Origin of the sequence: Microbacterium sp. C5A9, from assembly GCF_022627955.1 — a bacterium.
GTDB lineage: Bacteria > Actinomycetota > Actinomycetes > Actinomycetales > Microbacteriaceae > Microbacterium.
In genome coordinates this window covers 317,682-342,584 of record NZ_JABXGD010000003.1, presented here as the reverse complement: position 1 = coordinate 342,584, position 24,903 = coordinate 317,682, and the positions used below count along the sequence as shown (strand labels likewise).

Sequence of the window (24,903 nt, the reverse complement as noted above, 5' to 3'; positions counted from 1 at the left end):
GAGTACCGGATACGACGGAACGAGGCTCTCATGGGCAAGCAGATGACCGAGATGCTCAAAGGCACCCTGGAGGGCATCGTCCTGGCTCTCCTCGCCGAGCAGCCGGCCTACGGATACGAGATCACCACCCGCATCCGCGATCACGGCTTCACCGAGATCGCCGAGGGCACGATCTACGCCCTGCTCGTGCGCGTCGAGCAGAAGAAGCTCGTCGACGTCGAGAAGGTCCCGAGCGAGAAGGGACCTCCCCGCAAGGTGTACTCGCTGAACGCGGCGGGCACCCAGGAGCTCGAGGAGTTCTGGAAGACCTGGAACTTCCTCGCGCAGCACATCGAACGACTCAACACGGACACCCATCACATCGACAGCACCACGAACGAGGAGAACTGACCATGGCCGCAAAGTGGATCGAAGCGCTCACCGGATCGCTCGAGCAGAAGAAGCAGTACCGCGATGCGAAGAAGCGCATCGACGCCCTCCCCGAGCCGTACCGCACGGTCGCCAACGCCCAGCACCGCTACACGATGTACTACGGGGGCATCACCGCCGGCGACACGCTCGTGCAGATCTTCCTCGACCTCGCCGACCTGTGGGAGCGCGCCGCCATCGACGGCACCCCGATCGACGACATCGTCGGAGACGACCCCGTCTCGTTCGCCGAGACCTACGCCGAGGCGTACGGCGGAACCCAGTGGATCGACAAGGAGCGCGCCCGCCTCATCAAGGCGGTCGACGACGCGACAGAACGGGAGAACCGATCATGAACGCCTCCGCCGCCATCAGCGTCCGCGGCATCGAGAAGTCCTACGCCGACCTGCACGTCCTCCGCGGCGTCGACTTCGAGGTGCAGAAGGGCTCGATCTTCGCCCTCCTCGGCTCGAACGGCGCGGGCAAGACCACCATGATCCGCATCCTCTCCACCCTGCTGCGGTCGGACGCCGGCACGGTCACCGTGCAGGGGGTCGACGTCGCCGCCGACCCGCTCGCCGTGCGGCAGCGGATCAGCCTCACCGGGCAGTTCGCCGCCGTCGACGAGATCCTCACCGGACGGGAGAACCTCATCCTGGTCGCCCGGCTGCGTCACCTGCCGGAGGCCGCGAAGGTCGCCGACGACCTGCTCACCCGCTTCCGGCTGACGGATGCCGGCGGCCGCAAGGTCGGCACGTACTCCGGCGGCATGCGGCGGCGCCTCGACATCGCCATGAGCTTGGTCGGACACCCCGAGGTGATCTACCTCGACGAGCCGACCACCGGCCTCGACCCCGAGGCCCGCATCGAGGTGTGGGCCGTGATCACGGAGCTCGCGACCACTGGCACCACCGTGCTGCTCACGACGCAGTACCTCGACGAGGCCGAGCATCTGGCCGACCGCATCGCGATCCTCCACGAGGGCCGGATCATCGCGAACGGCACCCTCGCCGAGCTCAAGCGCCTGCTGCCCGCCGCGAAGGTCGAGTACGTCGAGAAGCAGCCCACCCTCGAGGAGATCTTCCTCACCCTCGTCGGCACCCCGTCGACGACAGAGTCCGGAACGGAGGCCGCAGCATGAGCACGCACTTCGTCGCCGACACCGCGACGCTCACCGGCCGCTCGATGCGGCACATCTTCCGCAGCACCGACACCATCATCACCACCGCGGTCACCCCGATCGCCCTGATGCTGCTGTTCGTGTTCGTCTTCGGAGGGGCGCTCCAGCAGAGCATCGGCTCGGAGAACTACGTCAACTACCTGCTCCCCGGCATCCTGCTGATCGCCGTGGCATCCGGCATCGCGTACACCGCCTACCGGCTGTTCAACGACCTGCAGAGCGGCATCTTCGAGCGCTTCCACTCCATGCCGATCGCCCGATCGAGCGTGCTGTGGGCCCACGTGCTCACCTCGCTGGTCGCGAACGGCATCACGCTGGCGATCATCTTCGCGGTCGGGTTCCTGCTCGGCTTCCGCACGGGAGCGGGTCCCCTCGCGTGGCTAGCCGTGATCGGCATCCTGCTGCTGTTCACCCTGGCGCTCACGTGGCTCGCGATCATCGCCGGACTCAGTGCCAAGACGCTCGACGGGGCGACGGCGTTCTCGTACCCCCTGATCTTCCTGCCGTTCATCAGCTCGGCCTTCGTGCCCACCGAGACGATGCCCGGCCCCGTGCAGTGGTTCGCCGAGAATCAGCCGGTCACGTCGATCGTGAACACCATCCAGGCGCTGTTCGCCGAGCAGCCCGTCGGCACCGACATCTGGGTCGCGCTGGCCTGGTGCGTCGGCATCCTGATCGTCGCCTACGTGTTCGCCATCATCGCCTACCGCAAGAAGGTGCGTTGATCGTCTGCAGTGAGACGGAACGCTCCGTCCGGGCCCCGCGCCCGGACGGAGCGTTTCGCCGCGCTCGGCGTGGCGACGTCAGCGTCGTGGTCGATCATCGACCTTGACCAGCGTGCGCCCGCGAAGGGTGAACACAGCACCGTCTTCATCGACGTTCAGGTGAGGTCCGCTGTACCAGCCGCCGTTGATGCCCGGTACGACGGTCGTCACCGCGAAGGTGCGAGGGTCGATCCGGAAGAGGTTCGTGTCGGAGACCCCGTAGATCACACCTCGGGCCGCCTTCATCGCGGCGAAGCCGGGACCGAGCGCGGCGAGGTCGCCTGTGTGGACGACCTCACGGCGCGGACGGTCGATCACCACCAGCGCACCCTTGATCGTGAGGGCGAAAAGGTGCCGTCCGTGCGCGGCGAGGGCGGCGATTCCGTTCGACGCGCCCGTCTCCACCCGCCAGAGCTCCCGGTGCGCCACCGGATCCCATGCGACGATCGTGCCGCGAGGTCCGGCCTTCTGCGCGTTGTCGCCACCGAGGTACGCGACGCCGTCGACCGCCACCACAGCACGCACCAGCTGCACGTCGTCGATCGGATTGATCGCATGGGTGCTCTCACCCGTCTTCGGATCGAACGTCCACAGCGAGCCACCGCCCTCGGTGTCGGCCTGCGCCGCCACGAGCAGCAGCCGATTGCAGTCATCCCAGTGGGTGTCCAGCGGACGATTCTGCGCGGTCGGGAAGGAGGCCACGCGGCGGATCGGCTCTGCTGAGCGGGGGTCGTACGCCCAGATCCCCTGCGAGTTGTACTGGCCGGTGTAGAGCACGCCGCCGATCACCTCGGCATCCTTCGCCTCTCCGGGCGCGCGGAGATTCACCGCACCGCCGCGTCGCAGATCGTGGCGGGCGATGCCGCCGTTGCCGCCGACGTAGGCGAAGCCGGCACCGACCGCGATGCCCATGCAGGTCTGCGCGCTCACCGGCGCACCGGCCGTGCCGAGGTCGTACTCGCCTCGCAGCGCACCGGCGGCGTCGAGCGCAGCGACGAAGCCGTAGCCCGAGACCACGACCAATCCGTCATCCCGGGCGTCGAGCCCCCAGATCTCCCCGAGGTCTCTCGTCACGGGGAGCTGCTGCACGGCAGCCTCACCCGGCGTCCACCGCACCACACCGGCGTCGTTCGCGCAGAAGACGTCGTCACCCAGAACGGCGAAGTTCTTGGCCGTGGTGCCGATCGACGTCACTGCGCGGTACGACGCGTGATCGGCGAGCGAGATCTCGGCGAGCTTCGACGGCTCGGTCGAACCGGCGGACGACACGAGAAGCCGGTCACCGGAGACCGTGAGGTCGCGGATGCTGGGGTCATTCACCATCTCCACGGGCGTGATGTCGGAGAAGGTCCCCGACGCGCGATCGAACGCGTAGAGCGCCGCCCTGCTCGTGCCCGCTCCGCCCCCGAGCGTGCTGCCGGCCCCGAAGAACACCGTCTGATCTGTCGCCGCCACAGCCCGAGCGAGAGTCGCGTTCGCGTCGGGCACGCCGAGACTCGTGACCGCCCCGGAAGACGGGTCGTACTGCCACAGCGCGGGAGCGCCCGTGCCGCCGCCTCCGACCGCGAAGACGGTGCCGTCGGACGAGACGGCGAGGTCTCGCACATCGCGGTCTCCGATGCGTCCGATCGCCACCGCGGGCGAGGCGAGGTCGCTCAGGTCCCAGCGATACAGATTGTTGGCACTCGCGGCCTTCTGCAGGATGCCGGCGTAGAGCACCTTGCGCACGGGATCCACCGCGAGCGCCTGGATGCTGTGACCGGTCGCGAGCGTGGTCGAGTGCGTGACCGTGGCCGATGCGACATCGAAGGCGAGGATGCCGGTCGGCTCGAGGTTGCGCGACCCGATGTAGCAGACACCGTCGAGCAGCACTCCGCTCATCAACGAGTACTGCATGATTCCGGGCCCGATCTCGGTGATCGTGGTACCGGTGCGACCAGCGGGGAAGAGCGAGGGTGTGGCACTCGCCGACTGCGCCGATCCGACTCCGGCCGCAGCCGCGAGCAGACCACCGGCACCGGCGAGGAGGACGGTCCGTCTGGTCATCTTCAGGGGTTCGGACATGGTGGCTCCGTGCTTCGTCGTCGAATGATGGGGAGGCGTCGGGTCAGGCGGTGATGGCGAGCAGTTCGGGCTCGATCTCGTGTGCGAGCGGTTCGCCCCGCGCGATCCTGCGCAGCTCGTCGAGCATCGCTTCCGACAACCGCTCGAGTTCGACCCCGTAGGACCCCGCGATGTGCGGAGTGAGCAGCGCATGATCGGACGTGTAGAGGGGGTGATCCGGCTCGAGGATCCACGGCACGGTGACGTCGAGAATCGCGAACAGCTCACCCGCGAGCACTCGCCGCGTGAGGGCGTCCTGATCGATGATCTCTCCGCGCGCGGTGTTCACCAGAGTCGCGCCGCGCGGCATCAGATCGATGCCGGCGGCATCCACCAGATCGATCGTCGACGGCAGCGACGGGGCATGCACCGAGACGACACGGCTCGTACGCAGCAGCTCGTCGAGCGCGACGGAGGTGACGCGCAGCTCCGCCGCGTCCGCCTCGGTCAGGTACGGGTCGTAGACCACGACCTCGAACGAGTATGCCCGCAGCATCCCGATGACGATCCGGCCGATCTTCGACGCCCCGATGATGCCGATGCGCTGACCGTAGTTGCCGAGATCCGGGAACGACGCCTCGATGTCGAACTCCTCCTGCACCCGGCGATAGTGGCGGGCGATCGGGAGCACCTGCTTGCCCGCCAGCACGATCATGGCGACGGCGTACTCGGCGACGGGCACGGCGTTGGCGCCGGCGGCCGAGCTGACCCGCACTCCGCGCTCGATCACGCACGGGTCGAGGTAGGGCTTGACCGTTCCCGCTGCATGCAGCACCGCCTCCAGGCGGGGCGCTGCGTCGAGCACCGCAGCGTCGATTCGCGGTGCGCCCCAGCCCGTCACGAGGACCTCGACCCGAGCGAGCACCGAGCGTGCATGGTCGGAGGTGTACTCGGTGAGGATGCCGGCGATGTCGGCCGCGGCGGCGTAGTCGCGCATGACCCGTTCGGGGAACACGCGGCCACGCACCGAGTCGGTCATGGCGAAGGCGATCACCGGCCGGCGCACGCTCATTTGACGCTCCCCGCCGACAGGCCGGATCGCCAGAAGCGCTGCAGCATCACGAACGCGACGATCAGCGGGATCACCGAGACGAACGATCCTGCGATCACGAGGGTCGAGAACTCGGGGTTCTGCTGCACCTGGCTCTGCCACAGCGCGATGCCGACGCTGGAGGGGAACAGATCACGGTCCTGCAGCATGATCAGCGGGAGCATGAAGTTGTTCCAGATGCCCACGAACTGGAAGAGAGCGATCGTGACGAATCCGGGGACCAGCATCGGCAGCCCGACCTGCAGGAAGCTGCGGATGGGGCCCGCACCGTCGACCCTCGCGGCCTCGAGCGTCTCGGCGGGCAGGTAGCCCGACGAGAACACCCGCGCCAGGTAGACGCTGAAGGGGTTGCAGAGCGTGGGGATGAGCACCGCCCAGATCGTGTTGGTGAGTCCGATGGATGCGGCGAGCAGGTACAGCGGGATGACCGTGGCGGTGTTCGGGATCAGGACTCCCACGAGCACCGACGCATAGAGCCCCCGTTTGCCGCGGAACTCGAACTTGTCGAACGCGTAGCCGGCCATGAGCGACACGAACCCACCGACGACGGCTCCGATTCCCGCGTAGAGGATGCTGTTCGCCAGCCACCGGAGGAAGATCCCGTCGTCCTGTGCCAGCAGCCGCTGCAGGTTGGCGACGAGGTCGGTGCCGAAGGCGAAGGCGTTGCCCGAGTAGAGGTCGCCGGCATCCTTGGTCGCGGCGAACACCAGCCAGAGCAGCGGCAGCACCATGTAGGCCGAGCCGAGGACGAGCAGTCCGTTGACACCGACCTTCGCTGCGGTGCGGCTGGTGGCGCGCGGGCGGTGCGAGCGGATCGGCTTCACGGGGGTCGGCGTCTGCGAGGCAGGGCGGTCGATCACGGCGGTCATCGCGTCGGCTCCTTCGAGGTGAATCGGGTGACGACCCACGACAGCAGGCCGGCGAGCAGGGCGAGGATGATCGAGGCGGCGGCTGCCTGGGGCAGGTTGTTGCGGTTGAACGCCGCGTCGTACGCCCACATGTTCGGCACCCAGGTGCTGGTCACCGCCGTCGTCGCAGAGGACAGGATCTTCGGCTCGGTGAACAGCTGCAGCGAGCCGATCACGGTGAAGAGCAGCGCGACGCCCAGAGCCGGCCAGACGAGGGGCGTCTTGATCGACAGAGCGGTGCGGATCTCGCCTGCGCCGTCGACCCTCGCGGCCTCGAGGATCTCGCGCGGCACCGCCTGCAACGCCGTGAAGAGGATGATGACGTTGTAACCCGCCCACTCCCACACCGCGATGTTGACCATCGAGGGGAGCACGAGTTGCACCGAGAGGAAGTCGATCCCGATGCCGCCGGATTCCAGCGCCTTCACGATCGGGCTGACGCCGGGGGTGTAGAGGTACGCCCAGATCAGCGCGGCGATCACGCCAGGCACCGCGTGCGGCAGGAACAGCAGCAACTGGAAGGCCCGCTTCGCGTAGGCGACGGCGGAGTCGAGCAGCAAGGCGAGCACGAGCGCGACCGCGAGCAGCGTCGGGACGTAGAGCAGGCAGTAGATCGCCAGGCGCCCGAAGCCGTCGGTGAAGGTCGTGTCGCTCAGCACCTCGACATAGTTGCCGAGTCCCACGAACTCGACCGTCGCTCCGCCGAAGCCGAGCCCACTGCGCCGTTCGGCGAAGAGGCTCATTCCGATCGCGTAGATCACCGGGGCGATCATCGTCAGTGCGAAGAGCACGAAGAAGGGGATCAGGAACACGGATGCCGTGCGTCCGCCCGTTCCTGGAATCGTCTTCCTTCGCGTGCGCCTCGTGGCGGATGCCTGAGTCGTCATGGTCTGTGTCCTTCGCTCCGGACCGTCGGGCGGGTGCGCTTCAGCGCCCGCCCGACGATGCATGGGCTATTCCTTGATGTCGAGGCCGAGCTTCTCGAGCCCGCCGACGGTGGCCTTCTGGGTGGATGCCAGTGCGTCGCTCAATGTCGGAGACGTGGTGACGGAGTCCTTGAGCGCCGTCGCCGTGAGGTCGTACTTCGGGCCCCAGGCCCACGGACCGAGGTCAGCGGATGCCTCATCGAAGACCGCGTAGATGTCGTTCGCGTAGTAGTCGGTCGGGGCGACGGATGCGGCGACGTCATTGAGCCCGGGATAGGCCAGGTACGCCGTGCCCACGGCACCTCGCGCCTCGATCGCCTCGGGAGAGGTGACGAGCCACTCGAGGAAGACCGCGGCCGCGGCCGCGTTGTCGGAGTTCTCGGGGATCGCGAAGCTGGTCCCTCCGCTCAACGCGCTCGTCGGCTCGCCGTCCCACGACGGTGGTGCGGCGGCGACCCACTTCCCGGCCTGTCCCGATGCCTCGGTGCGGGTCTTCAACGCGGAGGCGCTCCACGATCCACCCACCCATGCGTTCACGACGCCGTTGTTCAGGTCGGCGGTCCATTCGTCGCTGAACCCGAGCTGCTTCTTGACCAGGCCCTCGTCGATCAGACGCTGCCAGTAGTCGGCGACCTCCTGCGAAGTCGAGTCGTCGACGCCGACCTTCCAGCTGTCGTCCTCGACGCTGAACCACTCGGCTCCCGCCTGCCACGACATCGGGGCGAGCTGCGGCTCGTTCGTGAAGAAGCTCGTGAGATAGGCGTCGGGGTTCACCGCTTTGACGGCGCGTGCCGCCTCTTCGAACTCGTCCCACGTCGTGGGCACCTCGACGCCCGCCGCCTCGAGCACGTCCTGTCGATACCAGATGACCATCGGCGGGGCGTCGTATGGGAGGGCGTAGGCCGCGTCGCCGAACGACACGAGGGTGCGCACCTGCTCGTCGTACTCGCCCAGCACATCGTCCGAGACCAGGTCGTCGAGGGGTGCGAGCTGCTCCGCCGCCACGAATCCGGGGAGCCGGTCGTATTCGATGCCCACGACGTCGGGCCCGCTTCCGGATTCGATGGCTGCGGAGAGCTTGGTGTAGCCGCCGTTCGCCCCGTTCGGGATCTCCTCGAACTTCACGGTGATGTCGTCCTGGCTCGCATTGAAGGCGGCGGCGACATCGGACATGCCGCTCAGGAACGACCAGAAGGTGACCTCGCCCTTCGGGGTGTCCGTCGGCACCGGCTCAGCAGCCTGTCCACCGGCGGCGCATCCCGCGACGAGGACGGAGGTGGCTGCGAGTGCCACCGCGGAAAGGGACGTTCGACGCAGGGACATCGCTGGTTCTCCTTTGAATCGTTGACCGTGCGAGTTCGATCATTCGTCACACGGCACGATTCACCAACCGCAGGGGCCGGTTTCTAACAGAACCTAACAATCAGAGGAGGCGGAGCGTCGATTCCCGCACCACGAGCGCGGGAAGCAGGGCCATGCGCACAGGAGCGTGAACGGTTCGCGGCGCCTGGCGAAGGCGATCGACGCACAGACGCAGTGCCGCGTGACCGAGCTCGTGCCTCGGCGGCGCCACGGCGGTGAGCGGCACCGTCGCGAAGGCGGCGACCTCGTCGTCGTAGGCCACGACCGCGAAGTCCTCCGGCACCCGCAGCCCCCGCTCGAGCACCAGATCGAGGAACGCCATCGCGTCGGCATCGCCGAGCAGGATCGCCGCCGTGATCCCCTCCGCAAGGCAGTCGTCGAGGAGTGCGCGCAGTTCGACGATATTGGCATTGTCGCCGATCTGCGGATGCGAGAGATCTCGACGCAACGCCCGCCCCGCGGCCGGACCGAGAGCGGCCACCGCACGCCGGAATCCGGTATCCAATCCGGACACCGTCGCTGCGGGACGCGCAGCGAGTGCGATCCCGAGATGCCCCTGCTCGGCGAGGTGGCGCACGGCGACCTCGGCGCCGTGCGCGTGGTCGGTGCGCACCCACTCGAGCCTTCCTGCGAGCGGGTCATCGACCGACCTCTCGACCATCACCACGGGAAGGGCCGCCGCGGACAGCATCCGATGCAGCGCGGAATCCTGCACGAGAGTGTCCTGCGGCGTGATCATCAGAGCATCCACACCGCTGGCGATCAGCCGTTCCGCCTGCCGCAGCTCCTCCTGCTCGGAGTAGTTCGACGCGCCGACCACGAGCCGACAGTGGGCTTCGTGCGCCGCCTCGCTCGCGCCGCGGATCACGTCGGGGAAGTAGTAGCGGGTGGTCGGGACGATCATTCCGATCGTCGCCACCGGACGCGGCCTGGCGGTACCCCGATCGGCATCGCGGGACTGCTGCTGCGCGACAGCCGGCGAGATCGCCCCTCCGTGCACGCGCACGAGGAGACCGCGTCCTTCGAGGGTGACGAGGTCACGCCACAGCGTCATGGGCGTCACCCCGAGTCGCGCGGCGAGTGCGGCACTCGACAGCGAGCCGCGCATCTCGAGCTCACGAAGGATCGCATCGTGGCGCGCGGCAGCGGGCATCGTTCCTCCGTCACGGGCTCTCGAACTCGACAGCACCTAACCCTAGTCGCGGGCGTCTGCGGCGCCCGCGCACACGCGTCAGGCGGCGAACACGGCGATGGGCGGAGGATCCTCCACAGATCCTCCGCCCATCGGCGAGATGCCCGCCCCACGCGCGGCGAGCGACGCGGGGCGATCAGCGTCGAGTCAGTCGACCACCCAGTCGAACTCGCCGCCGTGCTCCTCGAGCCAGGCATCCACGGCTTCGGCCTCGCGGCCCTCGCCGTACTCGTTGACGACCAGGTCCTCGAGCGACCCGTACTGCGCGTCGTCGAGCTTGATCTGCTCGATCAGCGCGGCCGCCTCGGGGAACTCCTCCGCGAAGCCCTTGGTGCCGAGGAAGTGCAGCCCCTCGGCCTCGCCCATCGCGCCCTTCGGGTCTTCGAGGTCCTTCACCGGGAAGGCGTCGTTGGCCCAGAACGGACGCCACAGCGTCACGACGATGTCCTCCTGCTTCTCGGTCGCCGACTTCAGCTCGGTGAGCATCGCGGCGGTCGAGGAGGTGACGAGCTCGTACGAGCTGTCGAGGCCGTACTCGGGCATCATCTTCTGGGTCTGCCCGGTGAGGCCGGCACCCGGCTCGATCCCGTAGATCTTGCCGTTGAACTGGCTGGACGCCGCCGCGAGCTCGTCGATCGAGTCGATGTCGGTGTACTCGGGCACCGCGATCGTCAGCTTCGCGTTGTCGTAGTAGGTGCCGAGGTCCTCGATGTTGTCGCCGTACGTCTTCATGTACTCGGCGTGCGTGATCTCGGGCCAAGCCGACGGGAACACGTCGACGTCGCCCTGCGCGAGGCCCGTGTACAGCGGCCCCGCCTCGGTCAGCGTCTTGAGCTCGACCGTGTAGCCGGCCTTCTCGAGCTGGTCCTGCAGCAGGTACGCGGTGCTGAGCCCGTCGGTCCACGACGGAAGGAAGCCGAGCGTGATCGTGCCCTTGTCGCCGCCACCGCCGCTCGACCCTCCGCCGAACTCGGTGGTGCCGCCGGCGCCGTCGCTCGCACAACCGGCGAGCGCGAGGGATGCCACGGCGCCGAGCGCCGCGAGCGAGATGATCCTGTTCTTACGCATTCTGAAGCTCCTTCTCCTCGGCGACCGCCGTCGTCTCGGCAGCGGATGCCGTCGGCGCGACCGCCGCGGCCGCACGCTGCTGCGCACGACGGGTGTTGATCAGCGCGAGCAGCGAGCCCGGGTTGCGGCCGAGCGTGCCGAGCGCCGCGGTGACGCGGTCGAGGAAGACCGCGATGAGCACGACGCCGAGACCGGCCTCGACTCCCTTGGCGATGTTGACGGTCGAGATCGCCTCGACGACCATCTTTCCGAGGCCGTCGGCGCCCGCCATGCCGGCGATGACAGCCATCGACAGCGCGAGCATGATGACCTGGTTGACTCCGGCGAGGATGGTGGGCATGGCCAGCGGCAGCTGGATGCCGCGCAGGATCTGCCCCGGCTTCGCACCGAAGGCCTGTCCGGCTTCGACGGTCTCGGAGTCGACTCCGCGGATGCCGAGCTCGGTGAGGCGCACGCCCGGAGGCAGCGCGAAGATCACCGTGGCGACGAGACCGGGGACGACGCCGATGCTGAAGAACACGATCGCGGGGATCAGGTACACGAACGCCGGCATCGTCTGCATGAAGTCGAGCACCGGCTTGAGCACCGCTCGCACGGTGGCGTTGCGCGCCGACCAGATGCCGAGCGGGATCGCGATGAGCACCGCGACGAGAGCCGCGACGAGCACGAGCGCGAGCGTCTGCATCGCGGGCACCCACAGCCCCATCGCGACGATCAGCGTGAACGACACGACCGTGCCGATCGCGAGCTGCCACGAGCGCACCAGCCACGCGATGAGCGCGGCGATGACGATCACGACGTAGAAGTACGGCAGCAGCAGCAGGAACGTGAGTCCCTCGACGAGCGAGGTCACGATGAGCGAGATCACATCGAGAAGGCCGTCGAGATTGGTCTTGATCCAGTCGACGCCCGAGGCGACCCAGCTTCCGAGGGGAAGGCGGAATCCGTCCATCAGCGCACCTCCTCCGTGGTCGTCTGCGTTTCGTCTCGGTGCTGCGCTGCTCGCTCGGCCGGGGAGTCGGCCGTCCATCCGTCGTCGAGGACGGCATCGATCTCGGCCTGCGGCATCGGCAGGAGCGGCAGGGTGAGCTCGCCGGTCGCGCCGGGGCCGGGGCCCAGGGCGGCGAGCAGGGTGATGCGCGGGATGACGCCGGTCAGGCGACCCGAGGCATCCACCACCGCGAGCGGCAGCGGCGACTCGACCGAGGGGATGAAGAGGTTCATGAGGACCTCGTCCTCGCTCACGCTCTGCGGCACGGGCTTGAGGATCGAGTCGAGGGTCGAGACGCCCTTGCGCACGAGCTTGACCGCGTCACGGTCGGTGACGATGCCGAGCAGTCGGCGGTCGCGACCGGTGACATAGGTCGCCGACATGAACGCGTCGCGCATCTGGCGCAGGGCCGTGCGGGGTCCCGCGGTCTCGGCGACGACGGGGCGCGGACGCTCCATGACGTTGCCGGCGGTGAGCACGCGCGCACGATCGACGTCCTGCACGAACTGCTCGACGTAGTCGTTCGCCGGGTCGGTCAGGATGTCCTCCGGCGTGCCGATCTGCACGATGCGGCCGTCGCGCATCACCGCGATGCGGTCGCCCAGGAACATGGCCTCGTTGAGGTCGTGCGTGATGAACACGATGGTCTTCTGGAACTTCTCCTGCAGCTCGAGCAGCTGCTCCTGCATCTCGCGACGGATCAGCGGGTCGAGGGCGCTGAACGCCTCGTCCATCAGCAGGATGTCGGTGTCGGCGGCGAGGGCGCGGGCGATGCCGACGCGCTGCTGCATGCCACCGGAGAGCTCGGACGGCAGCTTCTCGGCCTGACCCTCGAGGCCGACCAGAGACAGGATCTCCTCGGCCTTCTTCAGACGCTCGGCCTTGCCGACGCCCTTCAGCTCGAGGGGGTAGGCGACGTTCGCGGCGACCGTGCGGTGCGGCAGCAGTGCGAAGTGCTGGAAGACCATCGAGATGCGGTCGCGGCGGATCTCGCGGAGCCGGCCGGCGGGGATGCCGGTGATCGAGTCGCCGTTCACGACGACCGAACCGTCGGATGCCTCGTGCAGGCCGTTGAGCATGCGGATGATGGTGGACTTGCCGGAGCCGGAGAGCCCCATGATCACGAAGATCTCGCCCTTGTTGACTGTGAAACTCGCGTCGATGACGGCGGCGGTTCCGGCGTCGCCGACCTCGGCTCTGCTCTCACCGGCCTTCAGTCGACGGACGGCGGCGCTCGGACTCTTGCCGAACACCTTGTACAGATTGCGCGCTTCTAGAGCGATTTCGGACACGTTTCCCCCGCGGCTCGGCGGTGCGGCTGAGCCTGCTTCGGTTACGCCCGGGTGATGATCTCAGGGCCGTTTCGAGTGCATGCTGTGGCGGCGCGGACGGCGGATTTCGGATCCGCCGCGATAGAGCATCGACCGTACGCCCACGCCTCTTCGCAGCACAGCTCATCGAAAGAAGGACGTGGCCGCGGACTGGTCTTCGGACCGTCAGGCCCGCAGACCAACGTAACGAAATGGCCGGTCAGGGGCAAATCCGCCATTCCGATCGTCGTTCAGTTTCCACGGCTGACCGGGGGATTGCGCGGGTTTCGGCCACGCGCCCACGGCCGGGCGTGGCGACGGTCCGTCGCCCTTGTCGACGGGGCCCGTCAGCGCCGGATGCTGCGCGCCACCGTGAACTTCGGAGTGCGCTCGACCTGCTCGGTGGGGCCGACGAGGCGCGTCACCTCGGCGCGATATCCGAGCGACGAGTTGTAGACCGTGAAGAGCGCGCCGCCGGGGCGGAGGATGCGGGCTGCGGCCTCGAACAGACGCGTCGCCGCGCCGGTGTGCACACTGCTGCCGAGGTGGAACGGCGGGTTGAGCAGCACGACGTCGGCACTCGCGTCGGCGAGCTCGGATCCTGCGTCGTCGTGCATGACGGCGACGCGGTCGGCGATCCCGTTCGCGATCATCGTGCCGCGGGCGGAGGCGACGGCCGCGGCCGACCGATCAGTGGCGACGACCTGCGCCTCCGGGTGACCGAGCGCGTACGACGCGGCGAGCGCGCCGGTTCCGCAGCCCAGGTCGACGACGATCGGACCAGGGCCCGACTGCTCAGCGGGCGCACCCGGGCCGAGTGGCGAGTCCTCGGCGCGGAGCACCCCGAGCAGCACTCGTGTGCCGATGTCGAGACGTGCGCCCGCGAACGCGCCGCCGTGTGCGACAAGCGTCAGCCCGTCGTGCTGCGCCGTCACCGGAAATGGAGGCGTGACCGGCACCTCTTTCGGCTCCGACGCCACGACCAGGCGGGACTTGCGTTCGGCCAGCTTGGCCTGCACCTGCCCGAAGCTGCGTCCGAGCACCTCGTTCTGCGCGATGGTCATGTGCTTCACACGGCCACCCGCGACGAGCACCACATCGGGCGCCGCCCAGCGGGCCACGGCGTCGGCGATCTCCTCGAGTTCGGCGAGCGCCTTGGGCAGCTGCAGCAGCACGAGCCGGGCACCGTCGAGCAGCGATGCATCGAGCTCGTGCGATGAGAATCCGGCGAGCCCGAGCTCGTCGGCGTTGCGAGCGAGCGCGCGGCGTCCGGTCGCGAGGTCCTGGTGCACGCGGATGCCGTCGAGTCCGGCATCCGTCAGCGCGAGGGTGATCGCGCCGTACTCGTCGCCGATGACCGCGACCTCCCGCCCGTCGATCCCGAGAGACAGCGCGCGCTCGACGAGCAGAGCGTCGGTCGCGTCGTGGGCCTGCAGGTTGTCGGCCTCGACGTCGGGCCAGCGGCGCAGGCGGCTGTAAGGGAAGTCCACCCCTCCAGGCTAGAGCGCCGCCTCTTGACACAGGCTGAACATATGTTTAGTCTCCTGTACATGCGTTCAGCTTCGGATGATCTCACCGCTCGGGCCCGAATTCGCGACACGGCCATCGTCGCCTTCGCTCGCGACGGGTACGACGGCGCGAGCATGCGCGGCATCGCCAAGGAGGCCGGCGTGAGCCCCGCGCTGATCGTCCATCACTTCGGCGACAAGAACGCCCTGCGCACCGAGTGCGACGAGCACGTGGTCGGGGTCTTCACCGACGAGGAGCACGACCTCATCCAGGCGCCGACCCGCGATCGCATCCGTACCGCCCTGCATGACCTCGACCGCTACGGCCCCTACATCGACTACCTGTCGCGCATGCTCGTCGACGGCTCGCCCGCCGCCGATCGGCTCTTCGACAGCTTCCTCGCCAGCACGCGCGACGTGCTCGACGAGCAGCGCGCCGCGGGCATGCTCGAGCCGATGAGCGACCTCGAGATGACCACGCTGCTCGTGACCCTGATCGGCCTCGGCCCGGTCGTGATGCGTACCCAGATCGCGCGCGCCCTGGGCACCGATCAGCTGAGCCCCGCGGGCCTGATCCGCACCACGCTGCCGACCCTCGAGCTTCTGACACACGGCATCTACGCGACGACCGCGCTGCTCGACGGCGCTCGTGGCGCACTCGCCACGGAGGCACCCACCACGGAAGGAGACGCATCATGACCGACACCATCGAGATCGACCGTCTGCACAAGCGCTACGGCAGCCGCGTCGCGGTGCACGAGCTCGACCTGCACGTGCGACCAGGCACCGTCTTCGGGCTCATCGGCCCGAACGGCGCGGGGAAGACGACGACGCTGCGCACGCTCGTCGACATCATCCGCCCCTCGTCGGGCACCGTGCGCATCCTCGGTGAGGACCCTCGTCACGGCGGCGCCGCCCTGCGACGTCGCATCGGCTACGTGCCGGGCGAGCTGCACCTCGAAGGCCGGGCGAGCGGGCACCGCACCCTGTCGTTCTACGCCCAGGTCTCGGGCACGCGCGACTCGGCCGCCACCCTGCGCACCGCCCGCGACCTCGCCGACCGTCTCGGACTCGACCTCTCCCGCCCCGTGCGCACGCTGTCGAAGGGCAACAAGCAGAAGGTCGGGCTCATCCAGGCGTTCATGCACCGGCCGGAGCTGCTGATCCTCGACGAACCCACCAGCGGGCTCGATCCCCTGGTACAGCGGGAGTTCCTGCAGATGGTGCGCGAGGCGAAGGATGCCGGACAGACCGTGCTGCTGAGCTCGCACGTGCTGAGCGAGATCCAGCAGGCCGCCGACGAGGTCGCGGTGCTCGCGAACGGACGGGTGGTCGCCGACGGCGACGTCGCCTCGCTGCGCCTGGGGTCGATCCGCCGGGTGCGCGCCGAGCTCGCGACGACGGACGCCGCCGCGGCCCGCGCCGATTTCGATCGGGTTCCGGGGCTCACGGGTCTCGAGGTGCAGGATGCCGACGGCATCCTGCGCCTGTCGGGGACGATCGACGGCGCGATCGATCCGTTCATCAAAGCCCTGGCCCCGTTCGAGGTGCGCGACCTGACCGTCGAGGAACCGGATCTCGAGGAGTCGGTGCTGAGACTGTACGGCGCGGAGGTGCAGCGATGAACGGCGCCCTGCCGGTGTTCCGGCGAAGCCTGCGCGACTCATGGCGGAGCCTTCTCGGGTGGACGGTCGGCCTCGCCGCCGTGCTGTCCCTCTACCTGCCGCTGTATCCGAGCATCGGCGGCAACGGGCAGATGCAGGACATCATCTCGGCGCTCCCGAAGCAGCTCGTCGAGACGATCGGATACGACCAGATCTCCAGCGGAGCGGGGTACACCCAGAGCACTTTCTACGGGTTGATGGGCTTCCTGCTGCTGACGATCGCCGCCGTGATCTGGGGTTCTGCGGCCATCGCCGGTGCCGAGGAGAGCGGACGCGCCGAACTCGACCTCGCACACGGCATCGGTCGTGGTCAGTACGCGCTCGAGTCGGCGCTCGCAGTACTGGTCCGGCTGCTCTGGCTCGGCGCCTTCTCGGGCCTCGTCGTCTGGGCGCTGAACGGCTCGTCCGAGCTCGGCCTCGAGGGCTGGCGCATCGTCGGGGCGAGCGCCGCGCTCACGGGCCTCGCCTTCCTCACGGCATCCGCGGCCCTGCTGGCCGGCGCCGCGACCGGCCGCCGCATGTGGGCGACCGGGGCCGGCGCGGGCATCGCCGTGGTCGGGTACATCCTGCAGGCGCTGGCGAAGCAGTCCGACGACCTCGACTGGCTGAACGCGCTCTCCCCCTACGCCTGGGTCTATCGGCAGTCGCCGCTCGCCGAGGGCGTCGACCCCGGCGGCCTCGCCCTGACGTGGGGTCTCGCGGTCGCCTTCGCTCTGGCGTCGGCATTCGCGCTGCGCGCCCGAGATCTGCGCGGCTGAGCCCGTCCCCGTCGGGCGCCGCAGCCGGTCTGCAGCGTGACCTCCGAGTCGGAACCGGTCCCCCGGATCCGTCGCGCCACGGCCCCACCCGGGAATATCGGAATACGCTCCGCCATCCTCTGCATTGTCGTCATATGAGGCTTTAGCGTTGTCATTCGTAGCCCGGAGGAGGCGCGATGACAGATGTGGAGACCGACGATCTCCGTGCGTGGGGCACGCGGGCTAGTCGCGGAACGGCGAAAGGATCCGAATCACAGGCGTGATCCTGGAGACCGTGAAATGACCAAGCCCACACACATTCGCCAGATCAACGGCTTCATTCGGGGCGCCTTGATGGACGACCTTCGCTCGTATCCGCAAGAGATTCAGTTCGTCCTGAATCGGATGAACGGCTCGTCGTTCTGGGCATGGAGCCTGTGGCGGGCCCCGGAGGGTGCCGACCTGCTGGACAGCATCCCGACCAGCTCCGAATACATCCAGTGCGCCGGAACCGCAGACGCCCTCGCCGTCGAGGTCCGCTACCTCGACCCCGACGGCACCGCACACCAGTACGCCGTCGGCAAGCCCGGCACCGTCTCGACCAGCGAGCCGACCGAAACGATCCACTACGACGACGGACGCCACAGCGTCACGGTCCATCCGAACGAGGTGTTCACCGCCGACGAAGCCGCCGTCGTCTTCTACACCTACTTCCTCACCGACAAGATCTCCCAGCCCTACACACTCCGCGAACTCGACCTCACCCGGCCACCCGAGTCCGAGGACGCCGACTGATGCGCATCCGCGTCGAACACGAACCACTCGCCGAATCGATCGCCGCCCTCGCCGACACTGCGCAGCGCATCCGCGACCATCTCGACGAGCTCGAGGGCGAAGTCGCGGAACTGAACGACGCATGGACCGGGCGCGCCAACGAGGCCTACGCCCGCGCCCAGCGCGACTGGACCACGTGCGCGGATGACATGCGGGCCGCGCTCGTCAGTGCCGCAACCGCGGCCGCGCGCGCCCAAGCACGCACCCGCGAGGCGGAGGCGCGGGTCGCCGCCCTCTGGAGCTGACCGCCACCCGGCGCTCCACGACTCTCGGGGCCTGGCGCCGCACTCCGCATCCGCACCCATCCCCGCGCCGCTCTCGCATCCACCGCCCCCGCCCCCGCTCCCGCTCCCGCTCCCAATCCCTGTCCATGCGGGGTGACTTTCGCACCCGCGCCGCATGCGGGGTCACTCGCGCACCCGAAACGGCCCCGCGCGGTGCACGATCGACCCCGCACCGTCGCGAGGCGCACAATCGACCCCGCACAACCACGCGGTGCGGCATCGCTCCCGCACCGAGCCCACGCATCGGGTCGAGACACCGTTGACACGAGCAAGGTTCAGTGGTTACCTAGTCGAGTAAGTAACCCACCAACCACTCGGAGGACTCGTGATCGACGAAGGCAGACCGCTCTTCCTCCAGATCGCCGAGCAGATCGAGGACTCGATCATCGACGGTTCGCTCACGGAGGAGACGCAGGCCCCGTCGACGAACGAGCTCGCCGCGTTCTACCGGATCAACCCTGCGACAGCTGCGAAGGGAGTCGCCATGCTCACCGACAAGGGAGTGCTGTACAAGCGCCGCGGCATCGGCATGTTCGTCGCCGCCGGCGCGCGGGACATCGTGCTCGGCGAACGCCGCGACGCGTTCGCCGATCGGTACATCGACCCGCTCCTCGCCGAGGCCCGCACACTCGGTCTCGGCGCCGAAGACCTCGCCGCACTGCTCCGCGAACGCGCGGCCCAGGCACCACAGACACCACAGACCGCACAGGCACCACAGACCGCACAGGCAGAAGGGAAGACCCCCGCATGACCGCCGTCATCGAGGTGCAGAACCTCACCAAGCGCTACAAGGACAAGCACGCGCTCGACAACGTCTCACTCCGCCTCGAAGCGGGCGCGATCTACGGACTGCTCGGCCGCAACGGCGCGGGCAAGACGACGCTCATGTCGATTCTGACCGCCCAGAACTTCGAGACGTCGGGAACCGTGCGCGTCTTCGGCGAGCACCCCTACGAGAACGCCCGGGTGCTGAACCGGGTGTGCTTCGTGCGAGAGAGCCAGAAGTACCCGGATGACGCCTACCCGCGCCACGCGTTCCGGGCCGCGAGCCTGTTCTTCGAGAACTGGGACCAGGAACTGGCCGACCAGCTCATCGAGCAGTTCCAGCTGCCGATGAAGCAGACGATCAAGAAGCTCTCGCGCGGCCAGCTCTCGGCCGTCGGGGTGATCATCGGCCTCGCCTCCCGCGCCGAGCTCACGTTCTTCGATGAGCCCTACCTGGGCCTCGACGCGGTCGCCCGACAGATCTTCTACGACCGGCTACTCGAGGACTACGCCGAGCACCCGCGCACGATCATCCTGTCGTCGCACCTGATCGACGAGGTCTCGAACCTCATCGAGAAGGTCATCGTGATCGACAACGGGCAGATCCTGCTCAACGAAGACACGGATGCCGTGCGCGACCGCGCCGTCACGGTGGTCGGCGATGCCGCCACGGTCGACGCCTGGGCGGCCGACCGCGAGGTGCTGCACCGCGAGGCGCTGGGCCGCGTGGCCTCCGTCACCGTGCTCGGACACCTGTCGCCCGCCGAGCGGGCCGAGGTCACGGCCTCCGGTCTCGACCTCGCCCCCGTCTCGCTGCAGCAGCTGATCGTCCGGCTCACACAGAGGGCGGAATCCGCCACGAGAGCCACCGATGTGAAGGAGGAGGTGCGCTGATGCGACGCACACTCAACGTCATCCGCCTGCAGCTGATCAACCGTCAGACGTTCATCTGGGTGCCGCTGATCGTCCTCGGGTCGGCGGTCGTGCTCTCGGTGCTCATCTACGCGATGATCCCGACCGACGGGCCCAAGTACGGCGGCGGCGGCCAGGCTCCGCTCTGGTACTTCTTCGCCATCGGCATCTCGGCCATGACGCTGACGTTCCCGTTCTCGCAGGCGATGAGCATCACACGCCGAGACTTCTTCTTCGGCACGCTGCTCACGGCGATCCTCGGCAGCGCTTTCATGGGGGTGCTGTTCCTGATCGGAGGCGCCATCGAGACGATGACGAACGGATACGGAGTGAACGGCTACGTGTTCTATCTCCCGTGGCTGTGGGAGGCCGGGCCGCTCGGAGCGTTCATCGTGTACTTCACGCTCGCGCTCTTCCTCTTCATCCTCGGCTTCACCGGCGCGACGATCTACAAGAGCTGGGGACCCACGGTGCTGACGATCGTCGGCGTCGGCCTCGCGCTGATCCTCGTCGGACTCGCGTTCCTCGCCACCCGGCTCGAGCTGTGGGAGCAGGTCTGGATCGGGATCCTCGACGCGGGAGCGCTGGGCCTCGCCCTGTGGGGCCTCGTCGCCGCAGTGGTGCTCAGCGGCGTCTCGTTCCTGGCCTTCCGGCGCGCGATCCCCTGATCGCACGGCCACTCGACGACGCCGGTCACCCTCACGGGGCGGCCGGCGTCGTCGCGCCCGGTCGCGATACCCCGGACCCCGCTCCGCACGCAACCCGTTGGGAGAAGCGGATGCCGACGGATAGCGTCACTCTGCAGGGGAGGAGACGAAGGGATGCCGTGAACACCATCAGCGCACGACTGCGCGCTCGCCGTTCGGGCGCCGCGCACGAGATCCGCGAGGCCGTGCACCCCGCACGCCTGCTGCTCGTCACCAAGACGACCCTGGCCGTCGGGCTCGCGTGGCTGATCGCCCCGCACACCCCCGGCGTCACCGACGAGTACCCCTACTACGCCCCGCTCGGCGCACTCGTGAGCATGTATCCGACGCTCATGGGCTCGGTGCGATCGGGCCTGCAGACCCTGCTCGGCCTCGCCACCGGAATCGGCCTGGCCCTGCTGGTCGTGCTCACGATCGGCCCGACCTGGTGGACCGTTCCCGCCGTGGTCGGCGTCGGGATGCTCATCGCGGGCACGGGCTGGTTCGGGGCCGCACGCGAGTATGTGCCCGTCGCGGCGCTGTTCGTGCTGATCGTCGGCGGACAGAACGCCGACGACTACTCCCTCGGCTACCTCGTGCAGATGGCGGTCGGCATCGTGATCGGCCTCATCGTGAACGTCGTGATCGCCCCCGCTCCCCTGACCCTGGCTGCGGCGGCCCGCGTCGATGCGTTCCGGGAGCAGCTGAGCGCGCATCTGCACGACATCGGATCTGCCGTGTCCGAGTCGTGGCCGCCCGAGCACGAGCAGTGGGCCGATGATGCCGCGTCTCTCGCCGACACGACGTCGGAACTGCGCACCGCGCTGTCCGAGGCCGACGACAGTCGCCGCGGCAACGTCAGGGCGCGCGGACGACGCGGCGAGACGCGGCACATCCACGCGGAACTCGAGGCGCTCGACCGCATCGCGCACCTCATCCGCGACATCTCCGACGAGATCGCCGACACCATCTGGGACCGCCCCGGCGCACTCGACCTGGACCCCGCGCTGCCCGACCCCCTGTCGACGGCCTGCCACGCGGTGGCCGAGGTGATCGCGCAGCAGGAGCCGCTCACCTCGGAGGACCACCGGAGGCGTGGTGAGGCCGCGCGGGCCATCCGCGAACTGCTCGAGACGGTCGACGACCGCACGATCGACGTGCGGCGCTCGATGGGTCCTGGTGTGCTCGCGGCGATGCATCTGCGCCGCATCCTGATCCTCAGCGGTCAGCGCGCCCCCGAGGACGAGACCTCCTAGGCACGCTCGAACGCCCGAACGACACCGCTCGACGGATGGTCAGATCGTGTCGTCAGCGGCGAGGATGTCGATCTGCCACGGCCGTCCGGCGGGATCGGTCGTGTCGTGAGCATCCGCCGCCTCCGCGATGACATCCTGCACACGATCCATCAGAGCATCGAACTCCGCCTCCGTGAGCCGCACCATGCGCTGCGAGAACGCGGCGTGCACCTCGGCGGTGCGCCCCGACACATACTCGGGGGTCCACGCGATGACCCGCGCCATCATGGCCTGATGGTCGTCGGCGATCGATCGGATCATGGCGCTGCCCAGTGCTTCGTCCGGCACCGGATGCTCGGGCCCGCCGACGCTCATCGCGCCCTTGCGTGACTTCCACACCCGGTCGCGCCGGTCGCGGGCGTGTTCGGGCGCCTCTTCGATCAGCCCGGCGTCGGCCAGCACGCGCAGATGGAAGCTCGCGCTGTTGGCGGGGACGCCGAGGTCGGCGGCGACATCGGCCGCCCGCAGATGCTCGCGGCGCGAGAAGAGGCGCATCATCTGGCGGCGCAGCGGATGCGCGTAGGCCTTGAGCATCGCCGACGTCATCCAGACCTGATCAGCCTGCTGTCGCTCGCCCTTCGCGCCCTCGCTCATCCCGGCAGTCTATCCGCAGGGAAAGTTGCGCAATGACTCTTGCGCAACTGTTCGTGCGCAATTACGGTGGAGCCTATGACCACCGTGACCGCGCCCCACCGCCTGTGGCGGAACACCCGATACCTCACCTGGCTCGTGAGCGACACGAGCAAGGGTCTCGCCGCCGCGCTCTTCGGCTTCGCGATCCCGCTGCTGGCGCTGATCGTCACGAACGACCCCGCGCAGGCGGGCATCATCGGCGGTGCGGGCATGGTCGCCCGGCTCGTGCTCACCCTCGCCGGCGGCATCCTCGCCGACCGGCATCCGCGCATCGTCCTGATGCTGCTCGGGTCGCTCCTCGGCATCCTGCTCTCGGGGGCGTTCACCCTGCTCGCGATCGCCGACGCCCTCACCTTCGGCACTCTGCTCGCGGCCAACGTGCTGCTCGCCGCACGGAGCGGACTGTTCGACGTCGCCGGCGAGAGCGCGCTGAAGGAACTCGTCCCCGACGACGCGATGGGCAGGGCTCAGGCCGCGAACCAGGGCAGGGATGCCGCGCTGCAGCTCGCCGGCGGCCCCCTCGGCGGCCTCCTGCTCGGCGTCGGCGGGTGGCTCGTGGGAGTCGCGATGACGCTGTGCCACACGGTGGCGGCGATCACGGCGTGGATGCTGCGAGGGCGGAGCACGCGGGCGAAGGCTCTCGGGTCGGAGAACGCCGACGATGCGGCCGCTGCGGGGCACGTCGCCGACGGACCCGCCGTCGATGCGCGCGACGGTCTGGGCTTTCCCACCGAGCTGAGCGCGGATGCCGCCGCGGTCGCCGCCCCGACGAAGACCAGCGCGTGGGCCGAGCTGCGCGAGGGGTTCACGTGGCTGTTCTCCCGACCCGACCTGGGTGGCGTTCTCGTCATCATCACGATCATCAACCTCGGATTCAATGCCGCGATCACCACCGTCATGTACGCGCTCCAGCAGGCGGGATACTCCGAGCTCCTGATCGGCTCGCTCGGCGCGGGGGTCGGTGCGGTCATGCTCGTCGGGGCGATCGTGGCGCCGATGCTCGTGCCCCGCATCCGGACCGGAGTGCTCGCGATCGCGGGTCTCTCCGGGGGCGCGATCGGCTCGATCCTGCTCTCGATGGTGACCGAGCCCTGGGCGATCGTCGTCGTGCTCGGCGCCTCGGTGCTGCTGCTCCCCGCTCTCAACGCGGGGATGATGGGCTACTTCATGGTCGCCACCCCGACACAGCTGCTCGGCCGGGCGAACAGCGCGGCGGGTGTGCTGGGCATGGGCGCGCTGCCGCTCGCACCGCTGATCGCCGGCTTCGGTCTCACCTGGATCGGCCGCGAAGCGACGATCCTCGTGTGCGCGGCGCTCTGTGCGATCGCCGTCGCCCTCGCGCTCGGCAACCGTGCGCTCCGCGCCCTGCCCGTCGAGTCGCGCTGGGCCGAGCACGCGACGCAGTACGCGAACGCCTGAGCCGCACTCTCGGTTCGGCGCCGCACCCTGGCCGATGTCGGCGCCGATGCGTAGGATCGGCGGCACCGAACACCCCCACGCGAGGAGACGACGATGTCAGCCCTGGAGATCACCGAGAAGCCTCTTCCCTTCGTGCGCCTCGCGACCCTGACCGAGAAGGTCGGCACACAGCCCGAGGTCGCCGCCGTCGTCGGACCGCTGTTCGATCGCGTGGCCGACGCGCTCCTGGCAGCAGGCGCGACCCCCGGACTGCCGATCGCCGAGTACGACATGGACGCGCACGGGGTGCGCATCACGGTCGGCTTCGCCTACGACGGACCCGCGATCGACGGCCTCGTGATCGTGGAGCTGCCCGCCGTCGAATCCGCGTTCGCGGCCACTCATCACGGCTCCATGGCGACGATCGACGACAGCTGGGGCGCCGTGAACGCCGCGATCATCGAGCGGGGTGCCACGGCCGTGGGGCCGTGCCGCGAGGTCTATCTGCAGTCCGAGTCCGACGATCAGGCCGACTGGATCACCGAGCTGCAGCAGCCCGTCGCACGCGCCTGATCGTCAGAGCGCCCCGGTGAGGGCGGCGACGCCGACGAGCACCGAGACCACGGCCAGCACGAGGGCGATCGAGATCAGCACGACGTGCACCGTGAGGAACGTCGTGGCCTTGCCGTCGGCGTCCCGCGCCCGCGGGTCGGTGGCGATCCGCTTGTAGAAGCGGGGCCAGACCACGATGTTGAAGGCGGCGTTGAGGAAGAGCACGACGGCGAGGGCGATCACCTCTCCACGGTATCGGGTGCATCGCGTGGGGCGAGATCGCGCAGACGGGCACGACCGGATGCCGAGACGACGCGATCTGTGGAGAAATTGACCGAGTCCATGTATCACCGGGCTCTTGCCGTGCTCCTT

Annotated in this window: 27 protein-coding genes; 15 read left to right on the top strand and 12 right to left on the bottom strand. The window is 68.7% G+C overall.

Going from position 1 to position 24,903, the window contains the following annotated elements:
• Nucleotides 1-30 precede the first annotated feature (30 nt).
• The 4 genes from HWD99_RS08400 to HWD99_RS08385 are packed head-to-tail and all read left to right on the top strand — an operon-like array spanning nucleotide 31 to nucleotide 2,313.
• Nucleotides 31-390, top strand: a complete 360-nt coding sequence (locus tag HWD99_RS08400; protein WP_241795777.1) for a PadR family transcriptional regulator — start codon at nucleotides 31-33, stop codon at nucleotides 388-390.
• A 2-nt stretch (nucleotides 391-392) separates the two neighbouring features.
• Entirely contained in the window at nucleotides 393-764 is a 372-nt protein-coding gene (locus tag HWD99_RS08395) for a DUF1048 domain-containing protein (RefSeq protein WP_241795776.1), read from the top strand.
• The gene (locus HWD99_RS08390; RefSeq protein WP_241795775.1) at nucleotides 761-1,549 is read left to right on the top strand and encodes an ABC transporter ATP-binding protein; all 789 of its coding nucleotides are present in this window, start codon (nucleotides 761-763) and stop codon (nucleotides 1,547-1,549) included. The genes HWD99_RS08395 and HWD99_RS08390 overlap by 4 nt, the downstream gene beginning before the upstream one ends.
• On the top strand, nucleotides 1,546-2,313 hold the full coding sequence (locus tag HWD99_RS08385) for an ABC transporter permease (RefSeq protein ID WP_241795774.1): 768 nt from the start codon (nucleotides 1,546-1,548) through the stop codon (nucleotides 2,311-2,313). The genes HWD99_RS08390 and HWD99_RS08385 overlap by 4 nt, the downstream gene beginning before the upstream one ends.
• 78 nt (nucleotides 2,314-2,391) lie before the next feature.
• Here the strand turns inward: HWD99_RS08385 and HWD99_RS08380 are convergent, their stop codons facing one another.
• The 10 genes from HWD99_RS08380 to HWD99_RS08335 all read right to left on the bottom strand — a co-directional run bounded on the left by HWD99_RS08380 (nucleotide 2,392) and on the right by HWD99_RS08335 (nucleotide 14,753).
• The gene (locus HWD99_RS08380) at nucleotides 2,392-4,416 is read right to left on the bottom strand and encodes a PQQ-binding-like beta-propeller repeat protein (protein ID WP_241795773.1); all 2,025 of its coding nucleotides are present in this window, start codon (nucleotides 4,414-4,416) and stop codon (nucleotides 2,392-2,394) included.
• 43 nt (nucleotides 4,417-4,459) lie between these two features.
• Nucleotides 4,460-5,467, bottom strand: a complete 1,008-nt coding sequence (locus HWD99_RS08375; RefSeq protein ID WP_241795772.1) for a hydroxyacid dehydrogenase — start codon at nucleotides 5,465-5,467, stop codon at nucleotides 4,460-4,462.
• Complete coding sequence (locus HWD99_RS08370) at nucleotides 5,464-6,375, bottom strand: carbohydrate ABC transporter permease (RefSeq protein WP_241795771.1); 912 nt, start codon at nucleotides 6,373-6,375, stop codon at nucleotides 5,464-5,466. The genes HWD99_RS08375 and HWD99_RS08370 overlap by 4 nt, the downstream gene beginning before the upstream one ends.
• The gene (locus HWD99_RS08365; protein ID WP_241795770.1) at nucleotides 6,372-7,301 is read right to left on the bottom strand and encodes a carbohydrate ABC transporter permease; all 930 of its coding nucleotides are present in this window, start codon (nucleotides 7,299-7,301) and stop codon (nucleotides 6,372-6,374) included. Before HWD99_RS08365 ends, HWD99_RS08370 begins: the two co-directional genes overlap by 4 nt.
• A gap of 66 nt (nucleotides 7,302-7,367) precedes the next feature.
• Nucleotides 7,368-8,663, bottom strand: coding sequence for a sugar ABC transporter substrate-binding protein (locus tag HWD99_RS08360; protein ID WP_241795769.1), 1,296 nt, complete (start codon nucleotides 8,661-8,663; stop codon nucleotides 7,368-7,370).
• A gap of 100 nt (nucleotides 8,664-8,763) precedes the next feature.
• Nucleotides 8,764-9,855 (bottom strand): substrate-binding domain-containing protein, encoded by a 1,092-nt coding sequence (locus HWD99_RS08355; protein WP_241795768.1) that lies wholly within the window; start codon nucleotides 9,853-9,855, stop codon nucleotides 8,764-8,766.
• A 186-nt stretch (nucleotides 9,856-10,041) separates the two neighbouring features.
• Nucleotides 10,042-10,962 carry a glycine betaine ABC transporter substrate-binding protein gene (locus tag HWD99_RS08350; protein ID WP_241795767.1) on the bottom strand — a complete coding sequence of 307 codons (921 nt, stop codon included), beginning with the start codon at nucleotides 10,960-10,962 and terminating at the stop codon, nucleotides 10,042-10,044.
• Nucleotides 10,955-11,914: a proline/glycine betaine ABC transporter permease gene (locus tag HWD99_RS08345; protein ID WP_241795766.1), complete on the bottom strand. Its 960-nt coding sequence runs from the start codon at nucleotides 11,912-11,914 to the stop codon at nucleotides 10,955-10,957. The genes HWD99_RS08350 and HWD99_RS08345 overlap by 8 nt, the downstream gene beginning before the upstream one ends.
• Nucleotides 11,914-13,245, bottom strand: coding sequence for a glycine betaine/L-proline ABC transporter ATP-binding protein (locus HWD99_RS08340; protein WP_241795765.1), 1,332 nt, complete (start codon nucleotides 13,243-13,245; stop codon nucleotides 11,914-11,916). The genes HWD99_RS08345 and HWD99_RS08340 overlap by 1 nt, the downstream gene beginning before the upstream one ends.
• Before the next feature lie 365 nt (nucleotides 13,246-13,610).
• Entirely contained in the window at nucleotides 13,611-14,753 is a 1,143-nt protein-coding gene (locus HWD99_RS08335; RefSeq protein ID WP_241795764.1) for a class I SAM-dependent methyltransferase, read from the bottom strand.
• A gap of 60 nt (nucleotides 14,754-14,813) precedes the next feature.
• On the opposite strand from HWD99_RS08335, the gene HWD99_RS08330 reads away from it, so the two are divergent.
• The 9 genes from HWD99_RS08330 (at nucleotide 14,814) to HWD99_RS08290 (ending at nucleotide 21,909) form a co-directional block, all read left to right on the top strand.
• Complete coding sequence (locus tag HWD99_RS08330; protein WP_241795763.1) at nucleotides 14,814-15,470, top strand: TetR/AcrR family transcriptional regulator; 657 nt, start codon at nucleotides 14,814-14,816, stop codon at nucleotides 15,468-15,470.
• The gene (locus tag HWD99_RS08325) at nucleotides 15,467-16,396 is read left to right on the top strand and encodes an ABC transporter ATP-binding protein (protein ID WP_241795762.1); all 930 of its coding nucleotides are present in this window, start codon (nucleotides 15,467-15,469) and stop codon (nucleotides 16,394-16,396) included. The genes HWD99_RS08330 and HWD99_RS08325 overlap by 4 nt, the downstream gene beginning before the upstream one ends.
• Entirely contained in the window at nucleotides 16,393-17,193 is an 801-nt protein-coding gene (locus HWD99_RS08320; RefSeq protein ID WP_241795761.1) for an ABC transporter permease subunit, read from the top strand. Before HWD99_RS08325 ends, HWD99_RS08320 begins: the two co-directional genes overlap by 4 nt.
• A 279-nt stretch (nucleotides 17,194-17,472) precedes the next feature.
• Complete coding sequence (locus HWD99_RS08315; RefSeq protein WP_241795760.1) at nucleotides 17,473-17,967, top strand: hypothetical protein; 495 nt, start codon at nucleotides 17,473-17,475, stop codon at nucleotides 17,965-17,967.
• The gene (locus HWD99_RS08310) at nucleotides 17,967-18,251 is read left to right on the top strand and encodes a WXG100 family type VII secretion target (protein ID WP_241795759.1); all 285 of its coding nucleotides are present in this window, start codon (nucleotides 17,967-17,969) and stop codon (nucleotides 18,249-18,251) included. The genes HWD99_RS08315 and HWD99_RS08310 overlap by 1 nt, the downstream gene beginning before the upstream one ends.
• Before the next feature lie 364 nt (nucleotides 18,252-18,615).
• Complete coding sequence (locus tag HWD99_RS08305) at nucleotides 18,616-19,041, top strand: GntR family transcriptional regulator (protein WP_241795758.1); 426 nt, start codon at nucleotides 18,616-18,618, stop codon at nucleotides 19,039-19,041.
• Nucleotides 19,038-19,949: an ABC transporter ATP-binding protein gene (locus HWD99_RS08300; RefSeq protein WP_241795757.1), complete on the top strand. Its 912-nt coding sequence runs from the start codon at nucleotides 19,038-19,040 to the stop codon at nucleotides 19,947-19,949. Before HWD99_RS08305 ends, HWD99_RS08300 begins: the two co-directional genes overlap by 4 nt.
• Nucleotides 19,949-20,635: a hypothetical protein gene (locus tag HWD99_RS08295; protein WP_241795756.1), complete on the top strand. Its 687-nt coding sequence runs from the start codon at nucleotides 19,949-19,951 to the stop codon at nucleotides 20,633-20,635. Before HWD99_RS08300 ends, HWD99_RS08295 begins: the two co-directional genes overlap by 1 nt.
• Before the next feature lie 158 nt (nucleotides 20,636-20,793).
• Nucleotides 20,794-21,909 (top strand): aromatic acid exporter family protein, encoded by a 1,116-nt coding sequence (locus HWD99_RS08290; protein ID WP_241795755.1) that lies wholly within the window; start codon nucleotides 20,794-20,796, stop codon nucleotides 21,907-21,909.
• Nucleotides 21,910-21,948: 39 nt separating this feature from the next.
• Here the strand turns inward: HWD99_RS08290 and HWD99_RS08285 are convergent, their stop codons facing one another.
• Nucleotides 21,949-22,542, bottom strand: coding sequence for a helix-turn-helix domain-containing protein (locus tag HWD99_RS08285; RefSeq protein WP_241795754.1), 594 nt, complete (start codon nucleotides 22,540-22,542; stop codon nucleotides 21,949-21,951).
• Nucleotides 22,543-22,617: 75 nt separating this feature from the next.
• Between HWD99_RS08285 and HWD99_RS08280 the strand changes: the two genes are divergently transcribed.
• Together HWD99_RS08280 and HWD99_RS08275 are read left to right on the top strand one after the other, a co-directional pair.
• Entirely contained in the window at nucleotides 22,618-24,000 is a 1,383-nt protein-coding gene (locus HWD99_RS08280) for an MFS transporter (RefSeq protein WP_241795753.1), read from the top strand.
• Between the two features lie 93 nt (nucleotides 24,001-24,093).
• On the top strand, nucleotides 24,094-24,552 hold the full coding sequence (locus HWD99_RS08275) for a GyrI-like domain-containing protein (RefSeq protein WP_241795752.1): 459 nt from the start codon (nucleotides 24,094-24,096) through the stop codon (nucleotides 24,550-24,552).
• Nucleotides 24,553-24,555: 3 nt separating this feature from the next.
• On the opposite strand, the gene HWD99_RS08270 is transcribed toward HWD99_RS08275, so the two are convergent.
• On the bottom strand, nucleotides 24,556-24,774 hold the full coding sequence (locus HWD99_RS08270; RefSeq protein WP_241795751.1) for an SCO4848 family membrane protein: 219 nt from the start codon (nucleotides 24,772-24,774) through the stop codon (nucleotides 24,556-24,558).
• Nucleotides 24,775-24,903: the final 129 nt, after the last annotated feature.